Source organism: Amycolatopsis sp. NPDC004747 (assembly GCF_053601335.1).
Genome location: NZ_JBSGBQ010000006.1, coordinates 203480 through 224798, shown reverse-complemented (window position 1 = coordinate 224798; position 21319 = coordinate 203480). Strand labels below are relative to the sequence as shown.

The window sequence follows — 21319 nt, the reverse complement described above, 5'->3', positions numbered from 1 at the left end:
TCAGCGGAAGCCGTCCGGCGGGGTGGTGGCCGGGTCCTTGCCCGCGTTGCGGACTTCGGTGAGCCACCGGCCGAAGTCCGGGCGGTCGCCATCGACGTCGGTGTAGCCGTACTCCTTCATCAGCGTCCAGGAAGCCAGCGTCTGGCCGGCGAAGCGGGCGACCTCCGGGTCCTGCGCGAGGGCCGCGACGCCGCGGGCCAGCAGGTACGGCGTCTCGGAGATCTTGAAGTCGACCGGGGCGAGCTTGCCGACCGCGTCGCGCCAGTTTTCTTCGGTGACCTCGAAGTGGTCGAGCATCGACTCCGAACGCAGGAACCCCGGCGTGACGGCGAGGCCGACGCAGTCGTTCTTCTTCAGCTCCACGCCGAGCGCCCGGCCGAGCGCGCGGATGCCGCACTTGGCCAGGTAGTAGGGGAGGCCCGCGCCGACGTAGTCGTCGTTGTCGCCGTCGGTCACCTCGAGGACGAGCCCGCGCCGGGCGACCACCAGCGGCAGGAGCTTGTGCAACGCGATCAGGTGCGTGTCCAGGGCGTTGTGCGTCAGGGTGAGCGCGTCCTCCAGCGGCGTCTCCCAGTACGGCGCGTCGAAGTGGAAGTACATGTCGCCGCCCCAGACGTCGTCGACCAGGATGTCGATTCCGTCCACTTCGGACTCGATGCGGGCCCGCAAGGCGTCCACATCGGACTGTTCGGTGAAGTCGCAGCGGACGACCACCGCCTTGCCGCCCGCCGCCTCGACCAGCTCGCCCGTTTCTTCGATCGTCTCCGGGCGCTTCATCGGCGACACCGTTTCGCGCGTCGTGCGGCCGGTGACGTACACCGTCGCGCCCGCGCGGCCCAGCTCCACCGCGATCGCCCGGCCACACCCGCGAGTCGCCCCGGTGACCACCGCGACCTTGCCTTCGAGACTCGGTGTGGAATTCGATTCGTTCGCAAGCTCACTCATGAACCGTCCCGTCCCCGCCACGCGGCCAAGACCGCGTCGACGTCCTCCGCCAGCCGGTCGGCCAGCCGCCCGTGCGGCCGGATCGACCAGTCGATCGACACCCCGTTGATCACGTCCAGCACGACCCGGGCCGCCCGCGGCACGCTCGGCGCGTGCGGCAACGAGGGAGCCGCCGCGCGCACGAGCCGCCGCAGTTCTTCCTCGACCGCCGTGAAGTGCTCGCCCAGCAACGACCGCAGCACCGGGTCGCCGATGTCCACGCCGAGCTGGCCCAGGTGGTTCGCCGCCTCTTCGGCGTCGCCGAGCACCGCGTAGACCGACACCGCCGCGGCGCGCAGGCCGCCGACCGGGTCGCCGGTCCGCTCGGCGCACGCCCGCATCTGCTCGACCGCCCGCCGCGTGGCTCGCCGGCTCATCGCCTGCAGCAGGCCGCTCTTCGAGCCGAACCGCTGCGCGACCGTGCCGACCGAAACCCCGGCTTCCGCCGCGACCTGCGCCAACGTGAAACCGGGGCCGCAGCGGCCGATCACGGTCTCCGCCGCGGCCAGCAGCCGCTCGTCGGTGATGCTCCTCGGCCGGGCCACGGCATTATTGAACCACAGTTCATTAATGCCGTCGAATCAGGGTCGACTCAGGGTCATCACGGATCGCGCATCGGCCGAAGAGCCAGCAAGGTACTACTCAGGTAGGGGGAGCGGTTCGGCCTCCAGGGTGACGCGCAAACCATCCCCGACCCGCGACGATGAACGCGTCGTAAGCGAGGGGCGGAAGAGGAGCAGTCATGATCGAGGCAACGGGCCTCACCAAACGGTACGGAAAGACACTGGCGGTGAACAACCTGTCCTTCTCCGTGTCCGCGGGCCAGGTCACCGGCTTCCTCGGTCCGAACGGGGCAGGCAAGTCCACCACCATGCGGATGATCCTGGGCCTGGACAACCCGACGGGCGGCCAGGTCACCATCGGGGGGAAGAAGTACCACGACCTCAAGGAGCCGCTGCGCACCGTCGGCGCGCTGCTCGACGCGAAGTGGGTGCACCCGAACCGCTCGGCGCGCGCCCACCTGCTGTGGATGGCGAAGTCCAACCGCATCCCGGCCACCCGCGTCGACGAGGTGCTCGAGACGGTCGGCCTGACCAGCGTCGCGAACAAGCGCGCCGGCGGGTTCTCGCTCGGCATGTCGCAGCGGCTCGGCATCGCGGCCGCCCTGCTCGGCGACCCCGAGGTGCTGCTGTTCGACGAGCCGGTGAACGGCCTCGACCCGGAGGGCATCCTCTGGATCCGGAAGTTCATGCACCGGCTGGCCGAAGAAGGCCGCACGGTGTTCGTGTCGAGCCACCTGCTTTCGGAGATGGCGCTGACCGCGAGCAACCTCGTGGTGATCGGCCGCGGGCAGCTGATTTCGCAGTCCTCCACCGAAGACTTCGTCGCCCGCGCGGCGGAGAACACGGTCAAGGTGCGCTCGCCGCAGCTGGCCGAGCTCCGTACCGCCCTGCAGCGCGCCAGCGCCGGGGTCGCCGACGAGGGGAACGCGCTCGTGGTGTCCGGGATGGACAGCGACAAGATCGGCGAGATCGCCGCCGCCAACCGGATCGTGCTGCACGAGCTGAGCCCGCAGACCGGCTCGCTCGAGCAGGCCTTCATGTCGATCACCGGCGACTCCGTCGAGTACCACACCGGTCTCGACGCCGAGGCGCAGCACGTGCTCGAGTCCGCCAAGTAACCGGGGAAACCAAGATCATGAACCTGCTCGCGGTCGAACGCATCAAACTGTTCAGCACCCGATCGCCGTGGTGGTGCGCGCTCATCACCATCGCCCTGTCCGTCGGCTTCGCCGCCATCCTGGCCGGCGCGTCGCCCGCCGACGCACCCATCGCGCTGTCGGCCACCCAGTTCGGCGGCTCCCAGTTCGGCATCGCCGTCGTCATGGTGCTCGCCGCGCTCGCGGTGACCACCGAATACCGCTTCAACACCATCCGCACGACGTTCCAGGCCGTGCCGCACCGCTCGCCGGCGCTGGTCGCCAAGGCCGTCGTCGTCGCGCTGGTGGCGCTGGTGATCGGCGAGATCGGCGCGTTCGGCGCACTGGGCCTCGCCATGCTCATGCGGCCGAACGACGGACTGGGCCTGCACACCACCCAGGACTGGCTGAACGTCGCCGGGCTCGGCCCGGTGTTCGCGATCAGCGCCGTGCTCGCGGTGGCGCTCGGGGTCCTCATCCGGCACAGCGCCGGGGCGATCGCCCTGCTGCTCATCTACTACTTGGCCGTCGAAGAGCTGGTGCAGCTGATCCCGAAGATCGGGCACCACATCCACGAATGGCTGCCGTTCAACGTGGCGAACAAGTTCCTCCGCGGCTCGGCGGTGGTCGACGGCCCGGCGCCGTCGGACTCCCCGCTGAGCCCCGGCTGGGCGCTGGCGTACTTCGCCGGCATCGCGCTCGTGTTCCTGCTCGTCGCGCTCGGGGTCGCGAAGAAGCGGGACGCCTGAGGGGAAACAGGGGAAAACACCGGATCCGGGTCGCGCTGTCGGGGGGCGACCCGGATCCGGTGTTTCGCAGTAGGCTCGCCTCGACGGATGGGGGAGCCCATGATCGAAGCGGCAGCACTGACCAAGCGGTACGGCGCCACCACCGCGGTCAACGAATTGACGTTCACCGCGAAGCCGGGGCGGGTCACCGGCTTCCTCGGCCCGAACGGGGCGGGCAAGTCCACGACCATGCGGCTGGTCCTGGGCCTCGACCGCCCCGACGGCGGCCGGGTGCTCGTCGACGGCGTCCCGTACCGGCAGCTGAAAGATCCACTGAGGACGGTCGGCGCGATGCTGGACGCCACCTGGCGCCACCCCGGCCGCAGCGGGCGCGACCACCTGCGCTGGCTGGCCGCGACCAACGGCATCCCGGACAAGCGCGTCGAAGAGGTGCTCGCGCTGGTCGGGCTGACCAGCGTCGGCAAGACGCGAGTGCTGCAGTACTCGCTCGGCATGCAGCAGCGGCTCGGGATCGCCGCCGCCCTGCTCGGCGACCCGCGCGTGCTGCTGTTCGACGAGCCGGTCAACGGCCTCGACCCCGAGGGCATGGCCTGGATCCGCCGGCTGCTGCACGCGCTGGCCGACGAGGGCCGGACCGTGTTCGTCTCCAGCCACCTGCTGCCCGAGATGGCGCAGACCGCGCAGGACCTCGTGGTGATCGGCCGCGGCCGGCTCATCTACCAGGGCACCATGGACGACTTCATCGCACAGACGAGTGAACACGGCGTCCGCGTCCGCACCCCGCACTCCGACCGGCTGCGCGCGGCGCTGACCGGGCAGGCCGAGTTCACCGAAGCCGACGGCGCCTTCCTGGTGTCCGGGGTGGACAGTGACCGGATCGGGCAGCTCGCCTTCGACGCCGGCGCGACCCTGCACGAGCTGAGCCCGATCACCGGCTCGCTCGAGCAGGCCTACCTCGACCTCACCCGCGACGCCGTCGAGTTCGCGGTGCCGTCCCCGGAGGCCTCCCGATGACCACCAGCGACCTCCTGCGCGCCGAGCGCATCAAGCTCTTCAGCACGCGGGCGCCGCTGTGGTGCCTGACCATCGCGATCGTCGCGTCGCTCGCGTTGACCGCGGTGTTCTTCGGGCTGGCTGGCCCGGAGGTCCCGTCGACCGTCGGCAACACCCAGCTCGTCACCGGTAACGGCCGGACCGTGCTGCTCGTCCTGGCCGTGCTGGCGACCGCATCGGAGTTCAACTGGGGCACCATGCGGCTGACCTTCCAGGCGGTGCCGGGCCGGGTGCCCGCGCTGCTGGCCAAGGTCGTGGTCGTCGGCGCGGTGGGCGCGGTGCTCGGGCTGGTCATCGGCTTCGGTTCCTGGGGGCTGGCGTCACTGGTGCGGCCGGACGCCGACCTCGCGCTGCACACGGCCGCCGACTGGCGCTCGGTGCTCGGCCAGAGCCTGGTCTTCCTGTTCACCGCGGTGGCCGGTGTCGGCGTGGCGCTCCTGCTGCGCAGCGTCGCCTTCGCGCTGACCGTGGTGATCGTGTGGACCCAGGTGCTCGAAGGCATCTTGATCTTCATCCCGGGCTTCGGCAAGTACGCCTACCAGTGGATGCCGTTCCACGCCGCCGACGAGTTCGTCGGGGCGGGCGGGTTCACCGCGGGGCCGCTCGGGTTGCCGGCCGCGCCGCTGAGCCCGTGGGGCTACCTCGGTTACTTCGCGGCCATCACCGTTGCCCTGTACGTGGCCGGCGTGCTCGTGACGGCACGACGCGACGCCTGAGCGTGACCGCGGTCTCAATACCGCAAAAAAGCTTGTTAACAAAAGGTGAAACAGCTGTGGCTTCCCTCACAGGCACCGGACATACTGCTACGACCAGGCAAGATTCATAAGTGAGAGCACCGGACCCGTCTGAACTCCCCCCTGGAGGTGAATCTTGACGGTGGACACCGGGCAAGAATTGGGCGGCACGATTCCCCGAGCCCGCGTCGAAGACGACGCTCCCCGGCTCGAACCCATGCTGGACCTCGAATGGTCGCGGGCGATCGAACTCCCGCAGACCGCCATGACGGCAGCGACGCCGTCCGAACTGCGCCGCGCGTGGGTGCACCGCGCGCCCGAGGACAGCGTCCTGGCCCTGTTCCGCGCTTCGGCCGGGATGGCGGGCCCGATCCCCGCGCCGTGGTGGCTGCGCGCGGTCGCCGACGGCAAGCTCGATTCCCGGGAACAGGGTTTCCGCGTCGAGGACCGGATCGCGCAACTGCTCGGCAGACGACCGGGATGGGAATTCGTCCCGTGGGCCGCGGACGGCGAATCCGGCTACTGGGAGTTCATGCCGTCCGAACGCGGCAAATCGGGACACGCGATTCCGACGACGGTGATGAACACCGACCGGCACGAAGGCTGGATCGACGTCTTGCCGGCGCACACCGGCCGGACGCCGGATCCCATCCCGATCGCCGGGCTCGCCGGACTCCGGTCACGTCTCGGGGTGATCGAGGCCATTCGTTAGTCCATCCATGCCCCCACCACCACCCTCAACGGAGGCGCTGCGCGCCCGGCTACATTCTGTCCGTGGACAAAGAGGACGGACGTCGGCTGCGCAGCGTGGTCAGTTACGTCAAGCGCGGTGGCCGGATGACCGTCGGGCAGCAGCGGGCGTGGGAAGAGCACTGGCCGCGGCTGGGCCGCACGGTGGGCGAGCTGCCCGAAGGGCCGCTCGACTTCACCGCGTGGTTCGGCCGCGAGGCGCCGGTGATGCTGGAGATCGGCTCCGGCATGGGCGAGACGACCTCGCAGCTGGCCGCCGCGGCGCCGGAGCTCAACTACGTCGCGGCCGAGGTCTACGACCCGGGGCTCGGCCAGCTGATGCTGCGCGCCGAAAAGCTGGGCGTCGAGAACCTGCGGCTGCTGCACGGCGACGCCGTCGTGCTGCTGACCGAGCACGTCAAGCCGGATTCGCTGCACGGCGTGCGGCTGTTCTTCCCCGACCCGTGGCCGAAGAAGAAGCACCACAAGCGGCGGATCGTGTCGCCGTCGTTCGCCGCGCTCGTGGCCTCCCGGCTCGCGCCCGGCGGCACCTTCCACATGGCGACCGACTGGGAGAACTACGCCGAGCAGATGCTCGAGGTCTGCTCCGCGGAGCCGGCGCTGAAGAACCGGTACGACGGCTGGGCGCCGCGGCCGGAGTGGCGGCCGGTGACCAAGTTCGAGCAGCGCGCCGACGTCGAAGGCCGCGTCTCGCACGACCTGATCTTCGAAAAGCGCTGAAGGGAACTCTCCCCGGATCCCCTGCGGAGAGAGTCCCCTTCAGCTCACTACCCCCGGTATCCGCCCCTCCCCCGACAGAGGGGCGGACGCCTCATTCGTCGGCCAGCGGCTCGGCCTGGACCCGCTTCAGCGCGGGTGTGCAGACCGACGCGCCGAGCAGGGCCACCCCGACCCCGAGCACCACCGGCGCCAGCAGCCACGGGCTGAGCACGATGCCCCGCTCGTCGACCATGCTGTAGAGCCCAACGCCGACTCCCACCCCGACGATTCCCGCCCCGATGGTGGCGACCAGAGCCGGCAGCGCGGCTTCCATCCGCAGCGCCCTCGCCAGCACCCGCACCGGGGTGCCCGCCGCCATCAGCGCGCCGAACGTGCGGCGCCGGTCCATCACCGAGCCCGCGGTCGCGACCGCGGCACTGCAGCCGGCCAGGATCCCGGCCGCGACCAGCCCGATCACCGTGACCCGGCGCAGGTCGCCGAGCTCGCTCTGCTGGTTGTACAGGCGCTGGTCGCGGCTGCCGATCTCCGCGCCCGCCGCCGGGCCGGCCAGCGCCGTCCGGACGATCTCGCGGTTCGCGTCGGTGGTCGGCACGACGACCGTGTAGTCCGTCGGCGTGAGCCCGTCCGGCAGCGTGGCCGGATCGACGATCAGCGTTTCCGACAGGTCCGCGTCACGGGGGTGCACGGCTTCCACCCGCGTCCCCGACTTCGCGGTCAGCGCCTGCCCCTCCCAGTTCGTGGCGAACTTGTACTGCGCCAGGTCGACCGCCGAGTCACCGAAGACGGCCGGGCCGCCCGCGCAGTTCTCCGGCGTGAGGCCGTAGCGGGTCAGCTTGACGGCGTCGGCGCAGGTCATCACGAGCGCGCGGTGGCCGTACCGGTTGGGTGCCTGGCCCTTCACCAGGTAGACCTCGCCGACGGCGACCGCCTTCTCGCTCTGGCCGTACTTCTGCAGGGCCGCGTTGGTCTGGTCGACGAGCCGGCCCGCGTCCTGGTCGGTGGCGTCGACGTAGAGCACCGAGTCGACGTAGGACCGGCCGCCGCCGGTCATCGATTCGAACGTCGGCAGCAGCGTCAGCGCCATCGACCCGGCGAACACCGCCAGCACGATGCCGGCGGACGCGCGGTAGGCGCCCTTCGGGTCGTCACGCAGGCGGCGGCCGGCGAGCAGCGCGGACGGGCGCCGCCAGATCCGGACGAACGTGCCGCCGACCGCCGACGTCACCCACGGCCCGACGATCGCGGCCGAGCCGACCAGGAAGAACAGGCCCGCCATGACCAGCCCGATGCCGCCGGTCTCCTTCACCGTCGTCACGGCGATGAGGAAGAACGCACCGGCCGCGGGCAGCGCCAGCAGCCGCCACCAGTGCAGCGGCTTCTTCGTGTGCCCGCCGGTCGCGAACAGCGGGTTCTTGAGGACGCGGCGCAGGCCGAGCACGCCGGCCAGCACCACCAGCACCGGGATGGCCAGGACGATGAACACCGTCAGGCCGATCGGCAGCGCGAAGTCGGACGCCAGCCAGGTGCCGCCGGCCCACGGCACGAACGACGCGAGGCCGTGCAGCGCCGGGCTGATCAGCAACCCGAGCAGCGCGCCGATCCCGGCCGACAACGTCGTCTCGGCGGCCACCATGTTCGTGACCTGTCCCGGCGTGGCCCCGGCCAGCCGGATCGCGGCGAGCCGCCGTTCCCGCCGGGCCGCGGTCAGCCGCGCCGACGACGCGACCAGCACCAGGCTGGGCACCAGCAGGACGATGATCCCGACCCAGGACAGCAGCATGAGCAGGGGGTCCGCGCTCGCCTTGCCGCTCGGGAAGCCCGCCAGCGGGTACGCGTTCTGCGGCATCGCGTCCGGCGTGTGCCCGACGAGCGCGACGAGCTGTTCCGGGAAGCGGAGGGCGTCCTCGCCGAGCGCGCCGACGGGCTTGCCGAACCGGTCGCCGAGCTGGTTGGCCGGGTGCGCCTGCAGGAGCCGGCCGAGCGCGGGCGACACGACGGTCTCACCCGGCCCCGGCAGCTGCGGCACGCCCGGCGGCAAGGCGATCGACCCGGCCCCGGCGACCGGCGCCACGTCGACGCGGACGATCTGCTGCCCGTCGAAGTAGTCCGTGGCCGCGTTGAACAGCATCTTCCGCTGGCCGTCGAGCTGGTAGCCGACGTGGTGCTCGCCCTGCCAGAGGGCACGCTGCTCGCGGTTCTGGGTGGCGAACGGCAGCGTCGCCAGCAGCAGCACCAGCCCGGTCGCGACGGCCACGCCGACCACGGTGAGGATCGCCGACGTCCGGGTCCGCCGGTCGACCCGCAGCACCCGCAGGGCGATCTGGAGGGAATTCACGCCGCCAGCCTCGTCGCGATCAGGCCGTCCCGGATGGCGACGGTCTTGGGCATCGACTCGGCCAGCTCGCGGTCGTGGGTCACCACGATCACCGCGGCCCCGGTCTCGTGGGCGGCGCCGAGGAGGGCGTCCATCGTCTCGCGGCCGGTGCGCGTGTCGAGCGCGCCGGTCGGCTCGTCGGCGAAGATGACCTTCGGCCGGTGGGTCAGCGCGCGGGCGATGGCGACGCGCTGGGCCTCGCCGCCGGACAGCTCGCCGGGGCGGCGGGTTTCCTTGCCGGCCAGGCCGAGGCGGGACAGCCAGTCGCGGCCGGCGTCGATGGCCTCCTTGCGCCCGAGCCCGGCCAGCAGCGACGGCAGCGCGACGTTCTCTTCGGCCGACAGCTCGGCCACCAGCATCCCCGACTGGAAGACGAACCCGAACTCGGTGCGGCGCAGCTCGCTGCGCTTCTTCTCGCCGAGGTGGTCGATCCGCCGGCCGTCCAGGAAGATCTGCCCGTCGTCGGCGCGGAGGATGCCGGCCAGGACGTGCAGCAGCGACGTCTTGCCCGAGCCGGACGGCCCGACGATGGCGACGGCGTCCCGCGGCTGGATGTCGATGTCGATGCCGGCCAGGGCGTACTGGCTGCCGTAGCGCTTCACCAGCCCGCGGCCGGACAGCACCGGGCCGTTCGTCGCGTGTGGAGTGTTCGGGTCCACGAGAGTTCTCCCTGTCGTCGGATCTTGATGCCGACGAGCCTCGCCGAGACCGGGGGGTGTCCACTTCGGGCAGACGGCCAGTGCCGCCCGGGTGCGCCTCGGCCGATCGGCCGAGGGAGCGCGGGCCACTCGGCCAAGGTGCGGCCGCCGGGGGATCACGTAACGTCACGTTGTGCCCGCCGCGCCCCTGCCGAAAACCGTCTCCGCCCGCGCCACCGCACTGGTGCGGCGCATCGGCGTGCCCTCTGCCGTGCTCTACGCCGCGCTGCTGTTCGACGTCGTCTTCACGACGCAGGCGGCGCTCGACGAGCACGGGCCGCGCCTCGTCGACTTCGGCCTGCTGCCGGGCATCCTCGCGATGGCCGCCTGCGGGGTGTGGGCGCAGAAGCGGGCCGCCGTCGCCGGGGTGACCGGTGGCGGGGTGCTGATCTTCTCCACCCTCTTCATCCACGCGTTCCACATCCCGCCGTACTCCAGCGTGCTGCCGAAGGTGACGATCACCGAAGTGGTGGCCGGGGTGCTGATGGTCTACTACGTGGCCCGCCGGGCGCGGGCGGGCGTGGCGTTCTGCGTGGTCGGCTTCCTGGTCTTCGCCGGGCTGGTCGCGGTCTTCGGCCGGTACTCCGGTGTCAGCGAAATCGACAGCGGCACGGGCTTCCAGGCCCTGCTGTTCGGGCTGCTCCTGCTCGTCGCGCCGCTGGTACCGGCCATCGCGGCCCGGGACCGCCGCCCCCAGGCGGACCCGCGGGCGCGCCGACTGCGCCGGGTGAACGAGCTGGCGATGGGCCAGTGGCCGCTGATGGGGCTGCTCGGCTTCGCGCTGCTGTTCGAGTTCGGCTACACGTACTCGAGCAACGCCCGCGGGTTCCCGATCCTGTTCTGCTCGCTGGTCGCGGCCCTCATCGCGGTGCTGTCGCCGCGACGGCCCGCCGACGCGCTACTGGGCATCGCCGGGATCATGCTGGTGTCCGCGGTCGTCACGCCGTTCCTGCACCTGCGCTCCGGCGACTACCAGATGACCGGCGGGGTGCCGGTGGCGCAGGTCATCGCCGGCATGGGCGTGGTGGTGAACCTGACCCGCGCCCGCGGGCTGAGCCAGTCGTGGCCGCGGATCGGTGTGCTGTCGGCCGTCGTCGCGCTCGCCGCGATCCTCAACTCCGACGGGTCACGAGGCCTGCAGGCCGACCCCCAGGTCCTCTCCGTCCTGGCGTTCGCCGCGACGATGATGCTCGGCATCTCGATCGCCATCGGCCTGATGCTGCGTTCGCGGGACGCCGAGCGGGTCACCGCCGTCCAGTCCGCGGTGAGCGAGGCGCAGACCGCCGAGCGGATGGCGCTGGCGCGCGAACTGCACGACATCGTCGCCCACCACGTCACCGGGATCGTCGTGCAGGCGCAGGCCGCGCGGATGATGGCCGAGAAAAACCCGCAGATCGCGGTGGACGCGATGGGCCGGATCGAAAACGCCGGCGTCGAGGCGCTCGCGGCGATGCGGCGGCTCGTGCGTTCGATGCGCGGCGACGCGCCGTCCGGGGCGAGCGAGTTCAGCGAGCAGGCCACCACCGATCTGGGCGCCGACCTGCGGAAGCTGGTCGAGAGCGCCAACCACGGCGTGACGATGTCGATGCACCTCGACCTGCCGCCGGACCTGCCGCACGAGGTCGGCCGCTCGGCATTGCGGCTGGTGCAGGAGTCGCTGACGAACGTCGGCAAGCACGCCGCCGACGCGACCGAGGCGTTCGTCGTCGCCGAAGTGCAGGGGGAGGAGTTGCACCTGCGGGTGACGGACGACGGGCGGGAGACGACGCGCCGTCCGGCCGGCGGGTCGGGCGGCTACGGTCTGGTCGGCATGCGCGAACGCGTCGCGCTGCTCAAGGGCCGGCTGTCGGCCGGGCGGGACCCGGACGGCGGCTGGCGCGTCGAAGCTTGGCTGCCGCTGGCGGCTGCGGAAGGGGACGAGTGATCCGGGTACTGATCGCCGACGACCAGGAGATGGTGCGGATGGGCTTCCGCATGATCCTGGACGCCCAGGACGACATCGAGGTCGTCGCCGACGTCGCGGACGGCGTCTCGGCGGTCTCGAAGGCCCGCGAACTGCGCCCGGACGTCTGCCTGCTCGACATCCGCATGCCCGGCCTCGACGGCCTGGAGGTGACCCGGCAGCTGGCCGGGCCGGACGTGACCGACCCGCTGAAGGTGGTCGTCGTCACGACGTTCGACCTCGACGAGTACGTGCACACGGCGCTGCGCAACGGCGCGCACGGCTTCCTGCTGAAGGACGCGGGCCCGGCGCTGCTGATCGAGGCGGTCCGCGCGGCCGACCGCGGCGACGCGCTGGTCTCGCCGCAGATCACGGTGCGGCTGCTCAAGCACTTCAACGGGGCCGGCGCGGCGAAGGCCAAGGTCCCGCCGCCGTCCGAGCCGCTGACCGCCCGCGAGCTGGACGTCGTCAAGGCGGCGGCGCGCGGGCTGACGAACACCGAAATCGGCGCGGAGCTGTTCATGTCGCTGTCGACGGTGAAGACGCACCTGGCGTCGGTGCAGAGCAAGATCGGCGCGCGGAACCGGGTGGAGACCGCGGCGTGGGCGTGGCGGAGCGGAGTCGTTTCGTGATTCCGGGTGCGTAGTATCCAGAGATGCAACGCCGTTTCCACGCCCCTGTCGTTCTCCCCGCCGACCCGTCCTGTTCGCTTCTCCGTGACGCGGTCGTCGACGTCGACGCCGACGGGCGCATTTCCCACTGCGGACCGGCGGCCACCGCCCCCGAGTCCGCCGCACCGGTCACCACCCTGACCGGCATCCTGCTGCCCGGCCTGGTCAACACGCACGCGCACAGCCCGATGACGCTGCTGCGCGGCATGGGCGGCGACCTGCCGCTGCTGCCCTGGCTCAACGAGATCATCTGGCCGGCCGAGGCGAAGCTGCGCCCGGAGGACGTCCGTACCGGCATGCTCCTCGGCTCGGTCGAGATGCTCCGCCACGGCGTCACGACCAGCGCCGAGATGTACTTCGAAGGCGAGCAGCTGGTCGACGCGGTCCTCACGACGGGCGGCCGCGTGCTGGTCGCGCCGCCGGTGATGGAGCTGCCGGGCCTCGATTGGCGGGCCCAGCTGGCCGGCATCGAGCGCTGGATCGACACGGACGGCCTCCGCTTCGGCCACGGCGACCGCATCGAGCTGGGCTACGGCCCGCACTCGGCGTACATGCTGTCCGCGGAGGGCCTGCGCGCCACGGCGGAGTCGGCGGCTTCGCGTGGTGCGCTGGTGCAGATCCACGTCGCAGAGGCGGCGGCCGAGGACCGTGCGGTACGCGAGTCACACGGTTCGGTGCCGGCGCTGCTGCGCGAGCTGGGCATGCTGGACGGCCGCGTGCTGGCGGCGCATTCGATCCATTTGTCGGACTCGGACATCGCGCTGTACGCGGCCCACGGCGTCGGCATGGCGCACTGCCCGGGCTCGAACGCAAAGCTGGCCTCGGGCATCGCGCGAGTCGCGGACCTGCGCGCCGCGGGGGTGGCCGTCGGCCTGGGCACGGACGGCCCGGCGTCCAACGACGACCTCGACCTGTGGGAGGAACTGCAGCTGGCGGCAATGTTCGCCCGCCTGGCCACGGCCGACTCGACGATCCTGACGGCGGCGGACGTGTTCCTGCTGGCCACCCGCGGCGGAGCCGAGGCACTCGGGCGGTCCGACATCGGTTCGCTGGAACCGGGCCGGTGGGCCGACCTGGTGCACATCGACCTGGACGACCCGGCATTCGCCTGCGGCCTGGACGTGCCGGACGTACAGCTGCTGTCGAACCTCGTGTGGGCGGCCGGCTCGCGGCGGGTGCGCGATGTCTGGGTCGCGGGCGAGCAGGTGGTGGCAGGCGGGGAGTCCGTGAAGGTGGACCGGGCGAAGGTACAGGCCGGCGTGGCGGAGACAGCGGCGCGGCTGCGGGCCTAACGCGGACAGCTGCGGGCCTGGTTCCGGGACCGGTCGGCAGGTCCCGGAACCAGGGCTGCGTCACCCGGCGACGGCCGGAGGAACGCGCACGGAAGCAGCCGCCGGAACCCGGCCGACGAGCAGCATCGCGGACCCGACGGCGAGTTCCACCGGGACGCCCTGCAGAACCAGCGCCGTCACGAAGGACGTCAAGACCACGAGCGTGAGCACGTGCATCCCACTGATCGACCTGCACCGACGACGCGGCTGCGCCATGAGGATCGAGGCGAGCGGGTAAGACATTCAGGACCTGCTTTCACGGCGAGCCAGTAGGGCAAGTGCGAAGGGGAGAGCGGCAGTCACGGAGTCCTAAGAGCATCCTGAGCGCCGCTTCGCCCTTCACTTCTTAAGCATGTAGCAAGACATATTCGCTGGTCAAAGCCCTGAATCCACGCTCTGGCTGTAGGTAAATCCCCTGGTTGCTGTAGCCAGATAACCTTCTGACTGTTGAATCAGAGCGCCAGCACTGCTTCAACTTCTCGCTTGCATTGGATCGGGAAGGAACTTCCCTTACCCCCGGTACCCCCGGCACCCCCGTACGGCCTGTTTCTCCAGCACAAAGGTAGGAAACTTTGGACGACTCAGAGCTCCGGACCGAAGCTATGAGGCTGCTGACCGACGCCGTGAAGGCGTCGAAGCGGAGCAGCAGCGTGATGTTTCCGCTGGCGTTCGTGACCAAGCACGACCTGCCTGCCGAGAAGCCGGCGCCCAGCACCCCTCTCGCCCGGTTGATCCAAGGAGGCCGGGGCGGCGCGGTCCGGCTGAAGCTCTACTTGTTGCTGACTATGGCGGCAACCAGTCAGCCGTACGACATCCGGAACCCGAAGACACCTCACACGTACGCCCGCACCCTGGGTATCCGGCCAGACGGCGCGGGGGTCCGGCGAATCAGCGACAACCTGCGCTGGCTGGCCGATCACCGGTTCATCGAACTCACAAAGCGGCCTGGAGCGCCGTCGGCCATCCAGCTGCTCAACCCTCTCGGTACCGGGAAGAAGCTGCAGGACCCGCGCCGCGACGGCCGCTACCTGACGATGCCGCTGGACTTCTGGGCGAACGGCTGGCTCATCGATCTGTCGCCAACCGCCATCGCGGTCTTGTTCGCCCTTCGCGAGCGTCTCGGCAATTCGTCGACGCCTCTGTACCTGGTTCGCGATCGCCGGGAGAGTTACGCGCTCTCTCACGACACGTGGACGCGCGGTACTGCGGAACTCAAGCACCACGGCTTGCTCGAAGTGAACCGCGTGCCGCAGGGGAGCGACTATGACTACCACCGGCTCCGGAACGCCTACCGGCTCGATCTCGACCGCATGAGCGGCGTGGCCGGGCCGGCTAGCGAGGCCGCAGAATGACCTCCGCCACGTGGGCGTCCGGAGTAGCGGACACCGCCGTCACCACCGCGGTCGCCACCGAGTCCGCCCGCAACAGGTGCGACCTGTCGTACTCACGGCCTTCGCCCGCGAAGATGCCCTGCTGCATCTCCGTGTCCGTGCGGCCCGGGTACACCGATGTCACGCGGATGTCCTTTTCCTCCTCGCGGAGGGCGTCGGCGAAGGCGCGGACCGCGAACTTGCTCGCCGCGTACGGGGACCAGCCCGGGCGGGCGTTCAGGCCCGCTCCCGAGTTGATCACCACCACGTGGCCGCGGGCTGTGCGCAGGGCCGGCAGCAGCAGGCGGGTCAGCTCGACCACCGCCAGGGTGTTGACCTCGAAGTTCTCGCGCCAGGCCTCGGCAGGCGAGTCCTCGATGCGGCCCAGGCGCGCCACGCCCGCCGAGTGGATCAGCACGTCCAGGGAAGCGATGTCCGCGACCGCCGCCGCCACGGACGCCGGGTCCGTCAGCTCCACCGGCCAGGGCTTTGCGCCCGGGAGTTCCTTCGCCAGCGCGGCCAGTGTGTCGGCGTCGCGGCCGCCGAGGAGCAAGCGGTGCGTCGGGGCCAGCTGGTGGGCGACCGCCGCGCCGATCCCGCGGGATGCGCCGGTCACCAGGGCGAGGGGAAGATCCGTCATGGCCCCACCGTAGCCGCGAAGCCGGCGTCCACCGTGCGGTCTTCGCGATGGCCTGCGCCCAGCGTGCGGGGGTCCGTGCAGCCGGACGCCGGGTCCGCGTCGGAGTCGCCCGTGTCCTCGCCGGTGTCCTTGGCCGTCGGGTGGTGGCCGTCCGCGGTGAAGCACACCTGGTAAGTGCCGTCCTCCAGGCCGTCGAAGCCGTATGACCCGTCGGGGCCCGTGACCGCGCTCGCCAGCTCCTTGCCGGCCGCGTCCTTCAGCACCGCCTTGACGCCGGCGAGGCCCGGCTCGCCCGCGTCCTGCCGTCCGTTGCCGTTCGTGTCGGTCCAGGCGAAGTCGCCGATCCGGTTCGCCGGGGCGAGCAGCCCGAGGTCCACCGCGAAGTCCTCGTGCGACCGGCCGCCCACGGTGCGCGGTGCGGTGCAGCCGTCCGGGCCGGCGTCCGAATCGCGCTCCTCGCTGCCGGCGTCGCGGCGGGTCACCGTGAAGTCCGCCGGGACGGCGAAGCACACCTGGTACGTGCCGTCCTTCAGCTTCTCGAAACCGTACTTGCCCTTGTCGTCGGTCGTCGCGGTGCCGACCGTGCCGCCCGCGCCGTCCTTCAACGTCACCTTGACGCCCGCGACGCCGGGCTCGGCCGGGTCCTGCAGGCCGTCGCGGTTGCGGTCCGCCCAGACGAAGTCGCCGATCTTCGCGATGGCCGGCGGCGGCACCACGGTGATCGTCGCGGACGCCGTCTTGTCGCCGAGCGTGCCGCCCGGGTGGTGCACGCCGGTCACCTTCGCCGTGTTGACGTGCCCGCTGTCGGCCACCGTGAGGTCCGGGTGGTCGCAGGTCAGCTGCCGGTTCGCGCCCGTGGCCAGCGCGAACGGCTCGAACGAGCCGGTGCACCACGGGTCCTGCACCGTGATCCCCGTCAGGTCCTCGGTGCCTTCGTTGGTCACGGTGATGCGGTAGTGCGCGGTCTCGCCCGCGGTGACCGTCGCGAACGACGCCCACGCGCCGGTCGCCGGGTTCTGCACTTCCTTCTTCACCGAGTACGCCGCGAGCTGGAGGTCGACGCAGTCCCAGTGCAGCCGGTCGAGGGTGGTCGTGGCGAAGAACTTCACCGCCGCCGCCTTGGCCGGCGCCGTCGCCGCCGGGAAGTCCTGCCGGACCAGGGCGCCGTCGCCGGCGTAGTGGTCGGCGACGAGCTTGGTCTCCTGGATCTGCGTGCCGGTGGCGTCGTAGAACCGCAGGCCGGTGGCCGGTTCGTAGCGCGGCGCGCGCGAAGCGGTCCAGACGCCGAGGGAGTAGACGCCGCCGGGTACGAACCGCTCGGTCTGGTACGCGGTGCTGGTCTTGCCGTCCGGCGTCTGGATGACCGCCGCCCGCCGGCCGTCGACCGCGTACTCCTGCTCGGTCGCCAGCCTCGGCACCTTCGCGGCCGGTGTGCCGGGCGGGACCGGCGCGGCCGGGTTGAAGACGTACCCGTCGGGTGCGCCGTTCCGCGCCGTTTCCTCGACGCTCGGGTTCGCGGCGAGCCCGCCGCAGACCGGCGGCGCGTCCTCGGCGACGGACGCGGACGCGGGCACGACCGCCGCCGCGATCGCCACCACCGCGACCGCCGCCGTGCGCCCCGAGAAGATCACCCTTCGACTATGGCGCGCGGCGCGGGCCCGCACCGGCCGGAAACCGTCCACTTAAGAGTGAACCTCGGCCGGTGCAGACCTCTGCGTCAGCGTTCGCCGATGCGGCCGGGCAGCCCGAAGCGGCCCTTCTTCCACACCGACACGATGGCCGGCCGTGGCTGGGCGGTGCCGCCGTCCGGCCAGTGCGACGTCGGGTTCGCCGAGCTCGCCGCGTTCTCCCCGGGGTGCTGGACCGCGACGAGGACCAGGTTGTCGGTGACGACCGGGCCGCACGTCTCGGCGCCGACCGGCACCGACAGGAACTGCTTGACGTGCCCGCGCTCCGGGCCGGTGACCGGCACCGAGAACAGGCCGTCGTTCGCGCCGAGCGCGTTGCCGTCGGTGGCGACCCAGAGGTTGCCGTGCCGGTCGAAGGCCACGTTGTCCGGGCAGGAGATCGGGCTGACCTGGTCCTTCGGGAAGCCGCCGAAGTAGGTGTCCGCCGCCTTGGGGTCACCGCAGACCAGCAGCAGCCGCCAGGCGAACTTCGTCGACGCCGCGTCGCCGCAGTCCTCCTCCCACTCCAGGACGTGGCCGTTCTTGTTGCTCACCCGCGGGTTGACCTCGTCGACGCCGGCCTTGCCCGCCGCGCCGCGGTCGCTGTTGTTGGTGAGCGCCGCGTAGACCCGGCCGTTGACCGGGTTCGGCTCGATGTCCTCCGGCCGGTCCATCTTCGTGGCGGCCACCTTGTCGGCGGCCTGGCGCGTGAAGACGTAGACCTCTTCGGCGGTGAAGCCGTCCACAAAGGACTTTTCACCACTGGCCAGCGGGATCCACTCGCCGGTGCCGTCGAACTCGCCGTCGGCCGGGAGCTTGCCCGTGCCGTCGATCTCGCCCGGGCTGTCGCCGGTGAAGCGGGCGACGTACAGCGTTCCCTCGTCGAGCAACGCCGAGTTGTGGCGCCGCGCGTGCGCGCTGTTGCCCGGCTTGTACTTGCCCTTCGAGACGAACTTGTAGATGTACTCGAACCGGCTGTCGTCCCCGGAGTAGACGGCGACGCGGCCGTCGGCGGTGATCTTGATGTTCGCGGCTTCGTGCTTGAACCGGCCGAGCGCGGTGTGCTTGACCGGCGTCGAGTTCGGCTCGTTCGGGTCGATCTCGACGACCCAGCCGAACCGGTTCGGCTCGTTCGGCTCCTGCGCGACGTCCCAGCGCTTGTCGAACCGCTCCCACTTGCGGGTGCTCGTGCCGGTGCCGACGGAGTAGCGCTTCAGCCGCGCCGCCGCGACCGGGTCGGTGACCTTGTCGGAGTTCGCGAAGTACTGGTCGAAGTTCTCCTCGCCGGAGAGCACCGTGCCCCACGGCGTCACGCCGCCGGAGCAGTTGTTCTGCGTGCCGCGGACCTTGCGCCCGCTCGGGTCGGCCGAGGTCTGGAGGAACTTCGAGCCGGCGGCCGGGCCGCGGACCTCGAAGACCGTGTCGAGGGTGATCCGGCGGCCGTACCGGCTCGGGACCACTTCGAGGCCGCCGTGGACCGGGTCGCGGCGGGCCTGCAGCACCGAGAGGCCATGTGCGGCCCAGGCGATCTTCGCCTGCTCCTCGGTCGGGTTGGCCGGGTCGTACTGGTCGGCCGGGAACATGTGGACCTCGGTCGTGTACTCGTGGTTGACCACGAGCAGGTTCGACAAGCCCAGCGGGTCCTGCGGGATCAGGCCGACGAAGTCGTTGTTGTAGCCGAACTGCTTGGCCTGCGCGGCGGCGGTCTGCTTGGTGAAGTCGAACTTCGGCGCACCCGCGACGACCGGGTCGCCCCAGCGGACGACGACGCGCTGGGCGTATCCGTCGGGGATGCTGACCGCGTCGAGCTTGTTCGGGGGGACCGGGTCGAAGTCGGTGCCGGGGACCGGGCGCGGCGGCCGCGGCTTTTGGAGCGGCGCGGCGGCCGCCGGGCCCGAAAGGGCCGCGAACCCACCCGCGGCGGCGGCCATCACGGCGCCGGCCTGGAAGACCCGGCGGCGGGAGATGTCCTTGACGACGTCGCCGAAGTACTCGTTCGCGGACTCGTTCGCCTCGGGATGGGCGCACGCGTTGCCGCAGCGGTACTCGCAGGTGACCGGGGAACGGCCGCCGGGGTGGACGGGCAGCAGGGGAAGCAGGCGGTCGGGCACGAGGCCTCCATGGTGGGGAGTTCGGGAACGAACCGACCGTAAGCTTCCCAAACCAGCCATTACCGACATACAGGTGAACGGCGGGTGTATTGCTGCTCCGTACGGGTGTGACTCAGAACTCCTCGCCGACGAGCACCGCTTCCTTCGGCAGGACGTGCGGGTCCGCCTTCTTCTCCCGCAGCGAGAGCAACGCACCCGCGACCACGCACAGCACGGCCGAGGCGATGAACGGGGCCTGCGGCGAGCCGAACCACTCGGCGACGTGCCCGACGAGCGTCGCGGCGACCGCGCCACCGAGCCAGCGGCAGAAGTTGTAGCCCGCGCTGGCGACCGGGCGCGGCGCGTCGCTGATCGCCATCGCGGTACCGGTGAACAGCGTGTTCAGCAGGCCGGACACGAGCCCGGAGACGATGATCCCGGCGACCAGCACCGGCTTGCTCGGCACGGCGAGCACCAGCATCAGCACGGCGTACCCGAAGACGGCGGCCGCGGCGGCGTGCCGCTCGCCGAGCCGGGCGGCCAGCCGCGGCGCGAGGGCGACCCCGGCAACGGCGACGCACAGGCCCCAGCCGCAGAACACCAGGCCGACGGCGATCGCGCTCCAGCCGAGGACGAACGGCGACCAGGCGAGCACCGCGAAGAACGCGGCCGTGTACAGCGCCGAGGCGACCGAGGTGCGCAGCAGGCCGCGGTGCTTCAGCGCACGCAGCGGGTCGAGCAGCCTGACCGGCGCCCGCCGTTCGTGCTTGTCGCTGTCGAGGAAGACCGCGCACAGCACGAGCGCGCCGGCCATCAGGATCGCGGTGCCGAGGAACGGGCCGCGCCACGAGATGCTGCCGAGCAGCGCGCCCAGCAGCGGGCCGACCGACAGGCCGACGCCGAGGGCGGCCTCGTAGAGCAGGATCGCGCCGGACTGGCCGCCGGTCGCGGCGCCGACGATCACCGAAAGCGCCGTCGCGATGAAGAACGCGTTGCCGAGGCCCCAGACCGCGCGCAGCCCCACGAGCTGTTCGATCGACCCGGCGGCCGCGCAGAGGGCGGTGGCCGCGACGATGAGCGTCAACCCGACGAGGACCGTGCGCTTGGCGCCGAACCGGGCACTCGCCGCGCCGGTGAGCAGCATCGCGACGACCTGGACGCCGAGGTAGGACGAGAAGAGCAGGGTGACCTGGGACGGCGTCGCGTCCAGGCCCTTGGCGATGGACAGCAGGATCGGGTCGACCAGGCCGATCCCCATGAAGGCGATGACCGCGGCGAACGCGGTGATCCACACCTGCTTGGGCTGGCCCTTGACCGCGTCCAGCAGGCTCGAGTGGTGTTCAGCGCTCATCGCTGATCAGTTCCTCCTTCTTGGTGTCGACAAGCAGCTTGGCGAGAGCGGGCAGGGCGGCCTCGATCGCGGCGCGGTCGGATTCGTCCATGGCGATGAGCCGCTCGCGGAGGAACTCCTCCCTCGCGGCCACCGTCTCGGCGTAGAAGCGCCGTCCCTCATCGGTGACGTCCACCAGCACGGCACGGCCGTCCGCCGGATCCGGACGGCGGGTCGCCAGCCCGAGCCGTTCGAGCCTGCCGACGACGTCGGTCATCGACGGCAGCTTGACCCGTTCGAACGCGGCCAGCGCGCTCATCCGGCGCGGACCGCCGTTGACCAGCTCGCTCAGCACCGAACCCTGGGTGAGGGTCAGCGTCAGCTGCGGGGTCTGGCGGCGCACCTGGTGGTAGAGCCGGAAGACCAGCGGCCGCAGCCGGTGGGCGAGCTCGGTGATCGCGGAAGTCACTTAGCTAGGCTAACAAAAATTAGTAAGGGTAGCTAAGTAACTCCTCTC

General features: G+C 71.1%; 20 protein-coding genes. 10 read left to right on the top strand and 10 right to left on the bottom strand.

Annotation, left to right across the window (positions count from 1 at the left end; genetic code table 11):
* Entirely contained in the window at positions 1-945 is a 945-nt protein-coding gene (locus ACWEGE_RS12120) for an SDR family NAD(P)-dependent oxidoreductase (protein WP_449660454.1), read from the bottom strand.
* Positions 942-1529, bottom strand: coding sequence for a TetR/AcrR family transcriptional regulator (locus ACWEGE_RS12115; RefSeq protein ID WP_449660453.1), 588 nt, complete (start codon positions 1527-1529; stop codon positions 942-944). Before ACWEGE_RS12115 ends, ACWEGE_RS12120 begins: the two co-directional genes overlap by 4 nt.
* 197 nt (positions 1530-1726) lie before the next feature.
* On the opposite strand from ACWEGE_RS12115, the gene ACWEGE_RS12110 reads away from it, so the two are divergent.
* The 6 genes from ACWEGE_RS12110 (at position 1727) to trmB (ending at position 6689) form a co-directional block, all read left to right on the top strand.
* Entirely contained in the window at positions 1727-2665 is a 939-nt protein-coding gene (locus ACWEGE_RS12110) for an ABC transporter ATP-binding protein (protein WP_449660452.1), read from the top strand.
* A 17-nt stretch (positions 2666-2682) separates the two neighbouring features.
* Positions 2683-3432, top strand: coding sequence for an ABC transporter permease (locus ACWEGE_RS12105; protein WP_449660451.1), 750 nt, complete (start codon positions 2683-2685; stop codon positions 3430-3432).
* Positions 3433-3531: 99 nt separating this feature from the next.
* Positions 3532-4446 carry an ATP-binding cassette domain-containing protein gene (locus ACWEGE_RS12100; protein ID WP_449660604.1) on the top strand — a complete coding sequence of 305 codons (915 nt, stop codon included), beginning with the start codon at positions 3532-3534 and terminating at the stop codon, positions 4444-4446.
* Positions 4443-5201 (top strand): hypothetical protein, encoded by a 759-nt coding sequence (locus ACWEGE_RS12095; protein ID WP_449660450.1) that lies wholly within the window; start codon positions 4443-4445, stop codon positions 5199-5201. The genes ACWEGE_RS12100 and ACWEGE_RS12095 overlap by 4 nt, the downstream gene beginning before the upstream one ends.
* 178 nt (positions 5202-5379) lie before the next feature.
* The gene (locus tag ACWEGE_RS12090; protein WP_449660603.1) at positions 5380-5931 is read left to right on the top strand and encodes a hypothetical protein; all 552 of its coding nucleotides are present in this window, start codon (positions 5380-5382) and stop codon (positions 5929-5931) included.
* A 125-nt stretch (positions 5932-6056) separates the two neighbouring features.
* On the top strand, positions 6057-6689 hold the full coding sequence (gene trmB, locus ACWEGE_RS12085; protein WP_449660602.1) for a tRNA (guanosine(46)-N7)-methyltransferase TrmB: 633 nt from the start codon (positions 6057-6059) through the stop codon (positions 6687-6689).
* A 91-nt stretch (positions 6690-6780) separates the two neighbouring features.
* On the opposite strand, the gene ACWEGE_RS12080 is transcribed toward trmB, so the two are convergent.
* The gene (locus ACWEGE_RS12080) at positions 6781-9024 is read right to left on the bottom strand and encodes an FtsX-like permease family protein (protein ID WP_449660449.1); all 2244 of its coding nucleotides are present in this window, start codon (positions 9022-9024) and stop codon (positions 6781-6783) included.
* Positions 9021-9722, bottom strand: coding sequence for an ABC transporter ATP-binding protein (locus tag ACWEGE_RS12075; protein ID WP_449660448.1), 702 nt, complete (start codon positions 9720-9722; stop codon positions 9021-9023). The genes ACWEGE_RS12080 and ACWEGE_RS12075 overlap by 4 nt, the downstream gene beginning before the upstream one ends.
* 172 nt (positions 9723-9894) lie before the next feature.
* Between ACWEGE_RS12075 and ACWEGE_RS12070 the strand changes: the two genes are divergently transcribed.
* The 3 genes from ACWEGE_RS12070 to ACWEGE_RS12060 are packed head-to-tail and all read left to right on the top strand — an operon-like array spanning position 9895 to position 13666.
* Positions 9895-11685, top strand: a complete 1791-nt coding sequence (locus ACWEGE_RS12070; RefSeq protein ID WP_449660447.1) for a sensor histidine kinase — start codon at positions 9895-9897, stop codon at positions 11683-11685.
* Positions 11682-12335 carry a response regulator gene (locus ACWEGE_RS12065; protein WP_449660446.1) on the top strand — a complete coding sequence of 218 codons (654 nt, stop codon included), beginning with the start codon at positions 11682-11684 and terminating at the stop codon, positions 12333-12335. Before ACWEGE_RS12070 ends, ACWEGE_RS12065 begins: the two co-directional genes overlap by 4 nt.
* A gap of 23 nt (positions 12336-12358) precedes the next feature.
* A complete protein-coding gene (locus ACWEGE_RS12060; RefSeq protein ID WP_449660445.1) occupies positions 12359-13666 on the top strand; it encodes an amidohydrolase family protein in 1308 nt (435 codons plus the stop codon).
* A gap of 60 nt (positions 13667-13726) precedes the next feature.
* Here ACWEGE_RS12060 and ACWEGE_RS12055 read toward each other — a convergent pair whose 3' ends face one another.
* Entirely contained in the window at positions 13727-13882 is a 156-nt protein-coding gene (locus ACWEGE_RS12055; protein ID WP_449660444.1) for a hypothetical protein, read from the bottom strand.
* A gap of 425 nt (positions 13883-14307) precedes the next feature.
* Between ACWEGE_RS12055 and ACWEGE_RS12050 the strand changes: the two genes are divergently transcribed.
* Positions 14308-15057 carry a hypothetical protein gene (locus tag ACWEGE_RS12050; protein ID WP_449660443.1) on the top strand — a complete coding sequence of 250 codons (750 nt, stop codon included), beginning with the start codon at positions 14308-14310 and terminating at the stop codon, positions 15055-15057.
* Here the strand turns inward: ACWEGE_RS12050 and ACWEGE_RS12045 are convergent.
* The 5 genes from ACWEGE_RS12045 to ACWEGE_RS12025 all read right to left on the bottom strand — a co-directional run bounded on the left by ACWEGE_RS12045 (position 15038) and on the right by ACWEGE_RS12025 (position 21271).
* A complete protein-coding gene (locus ACWEGE_RS12045; RefSeq protein WP_449660442.1) occupies positions 15038-15715 on the bottom strand; it encodes an SDR family oxidoreductase in 678 nt (225 codons plus the stop codon). The two genes, ACWEGE_RS12050 and ACWEGE_RS12045, sit on opposite strands and share 20 nt — an antisense overlap.
* Positions 15712-17346, bottom strand: a complete 1635-nt coding sequence (locus ACWEGE_RS12040) for a DUF7850 domain-containing protein (protein ID WP_449660441.1) — start codon at positions 17344-17346, stop codon at positions 15712-15714. The genes ACWEGE_RS12045 and ACWEGE_RS12040 overlap by 4 nt, the downstream gene beginning before the upstream one ends.
* A gap of 86 nt (positions 17347-17432) precedes the next feature.
* Positions 17433-19493: a PhoX family protein gene (locus ACWEGE_RS12035; protein WP_449660440.1), complete on the bottom strand. Its 2061-nt coding sequence runs from the start codon at positions 19491-19493 to the stop codon at positions 17433-17435.
* A 112-nt stretch (positions 19494-19605) separates the two neighbouring features.
* Entirely contained in the window at positions 19606-20823 is a 1218-nt protein-coding gene (locus tag ACWEGE_RS12030; RefSeq protein WP_449660439.1) for an MFS transporter, read from the bottom strand.
* Positions 20813-21271 carry a MarR family winged helix-turn-helix transcriptional regulator gene (locus ACWEGE_RS12025; protein WP_449660438.1) on the bottom strand — a complete coding sequence of 153 codons (459 nt, stop codon included), beginning with the start codon at positions 21269-21271 and terminating at the stop codon, positions 20813-20815. Before ACWEGE_RS12025 ends, ACWEGE_RS12030 begins: the two co-directional genes overlap by 11 nt.
* Positions 21272-21319: the final 48 nt, after the last annotated feature.

Excerpts from the sequence above, each read along its gene's own strand:
- ACWEGE_RS12120 (WP_449660454.1), bottom strand. The coding sequence starts at position 945 with ATGAGTGAGCTTGCGAACGAATCGAATTCCACACCGAGTCTCGAAGGC.
- ACWEGE_RS12110 (WP_449660452.1), top strand. The coding sequence starts at position 1,727 with ATGATCGAGGCAACGGGCCTCACCAAACGGTACGGAAAGACACTGGCG.
- ACWEGE_RS12105 (WP_449660451.1), top strand. The coding sequence starts at position 2,683 with ATGAACCTGCTCGCGGTCGAACGCATCAAACTGTTCAGCACCCGATCG.
- ACWEGE_RS12100 (WP_449660604.1), top strand. The coding sequence starts at position 3,532 with ATGATCGAAGCGGCAGCACTGACCAAGCGGTACGGCGCCACCACCGCG.
- ACWEGE_RS12095 (WP_449660450.1), top strand. The coding sequence starts at position 4,443 with ATGACCACCAGCGACCTCCTGCGCGCCGAGCGCATCAAGCTCTTCAGC.
- trmB (WP_449660602.1), top strand. The coding sequence starts at position 6,057 with ATGACCGTCGGGCAGCAGCGGGCGTGGGAAGAGCACTGGCCGCGGCTG.
- ACWEGE_RS12060 (WP_449660445.1), top strand. The coding sequence starts at position 12,359 with ATGCAACGCCGTTTCCACGCCCCTGTCGTTCTCCCCGCCGACCCGTCC.
- ACWEGE_RS12055 (WP_449660444.1), bottom strand. The coding sequence starts at position 13,882 with ATGCACGTGCTCACGCTCGTGGTCTTGACGTCCTTCGTGACGGCGCTG.
- ACWEGE_RS12050 (WP_449660443.1), top strand. The coding sequence starts at position 14,308 with ATGAGGCTGCTGACCGACGCCGTGAAGGCGTCGAAGCGGAGCAGCAGC.
- ACWEGE_RS12045 (WP_449660442.1), bottom strand. The coding sequence starts at position 15,715 with ATGACGGATCTTCCCCTCGCCCTGGTGACCGGCGCATCCCGCGGGATC.
- ACWEGE_RS12030 (WP_449660439.1), bottom strand. The coding sequence starts at position 20,823 with ATGAGCGCTGAACACCACTCGAGCCTGCTGGACGCGGTCAAGGGCCAG.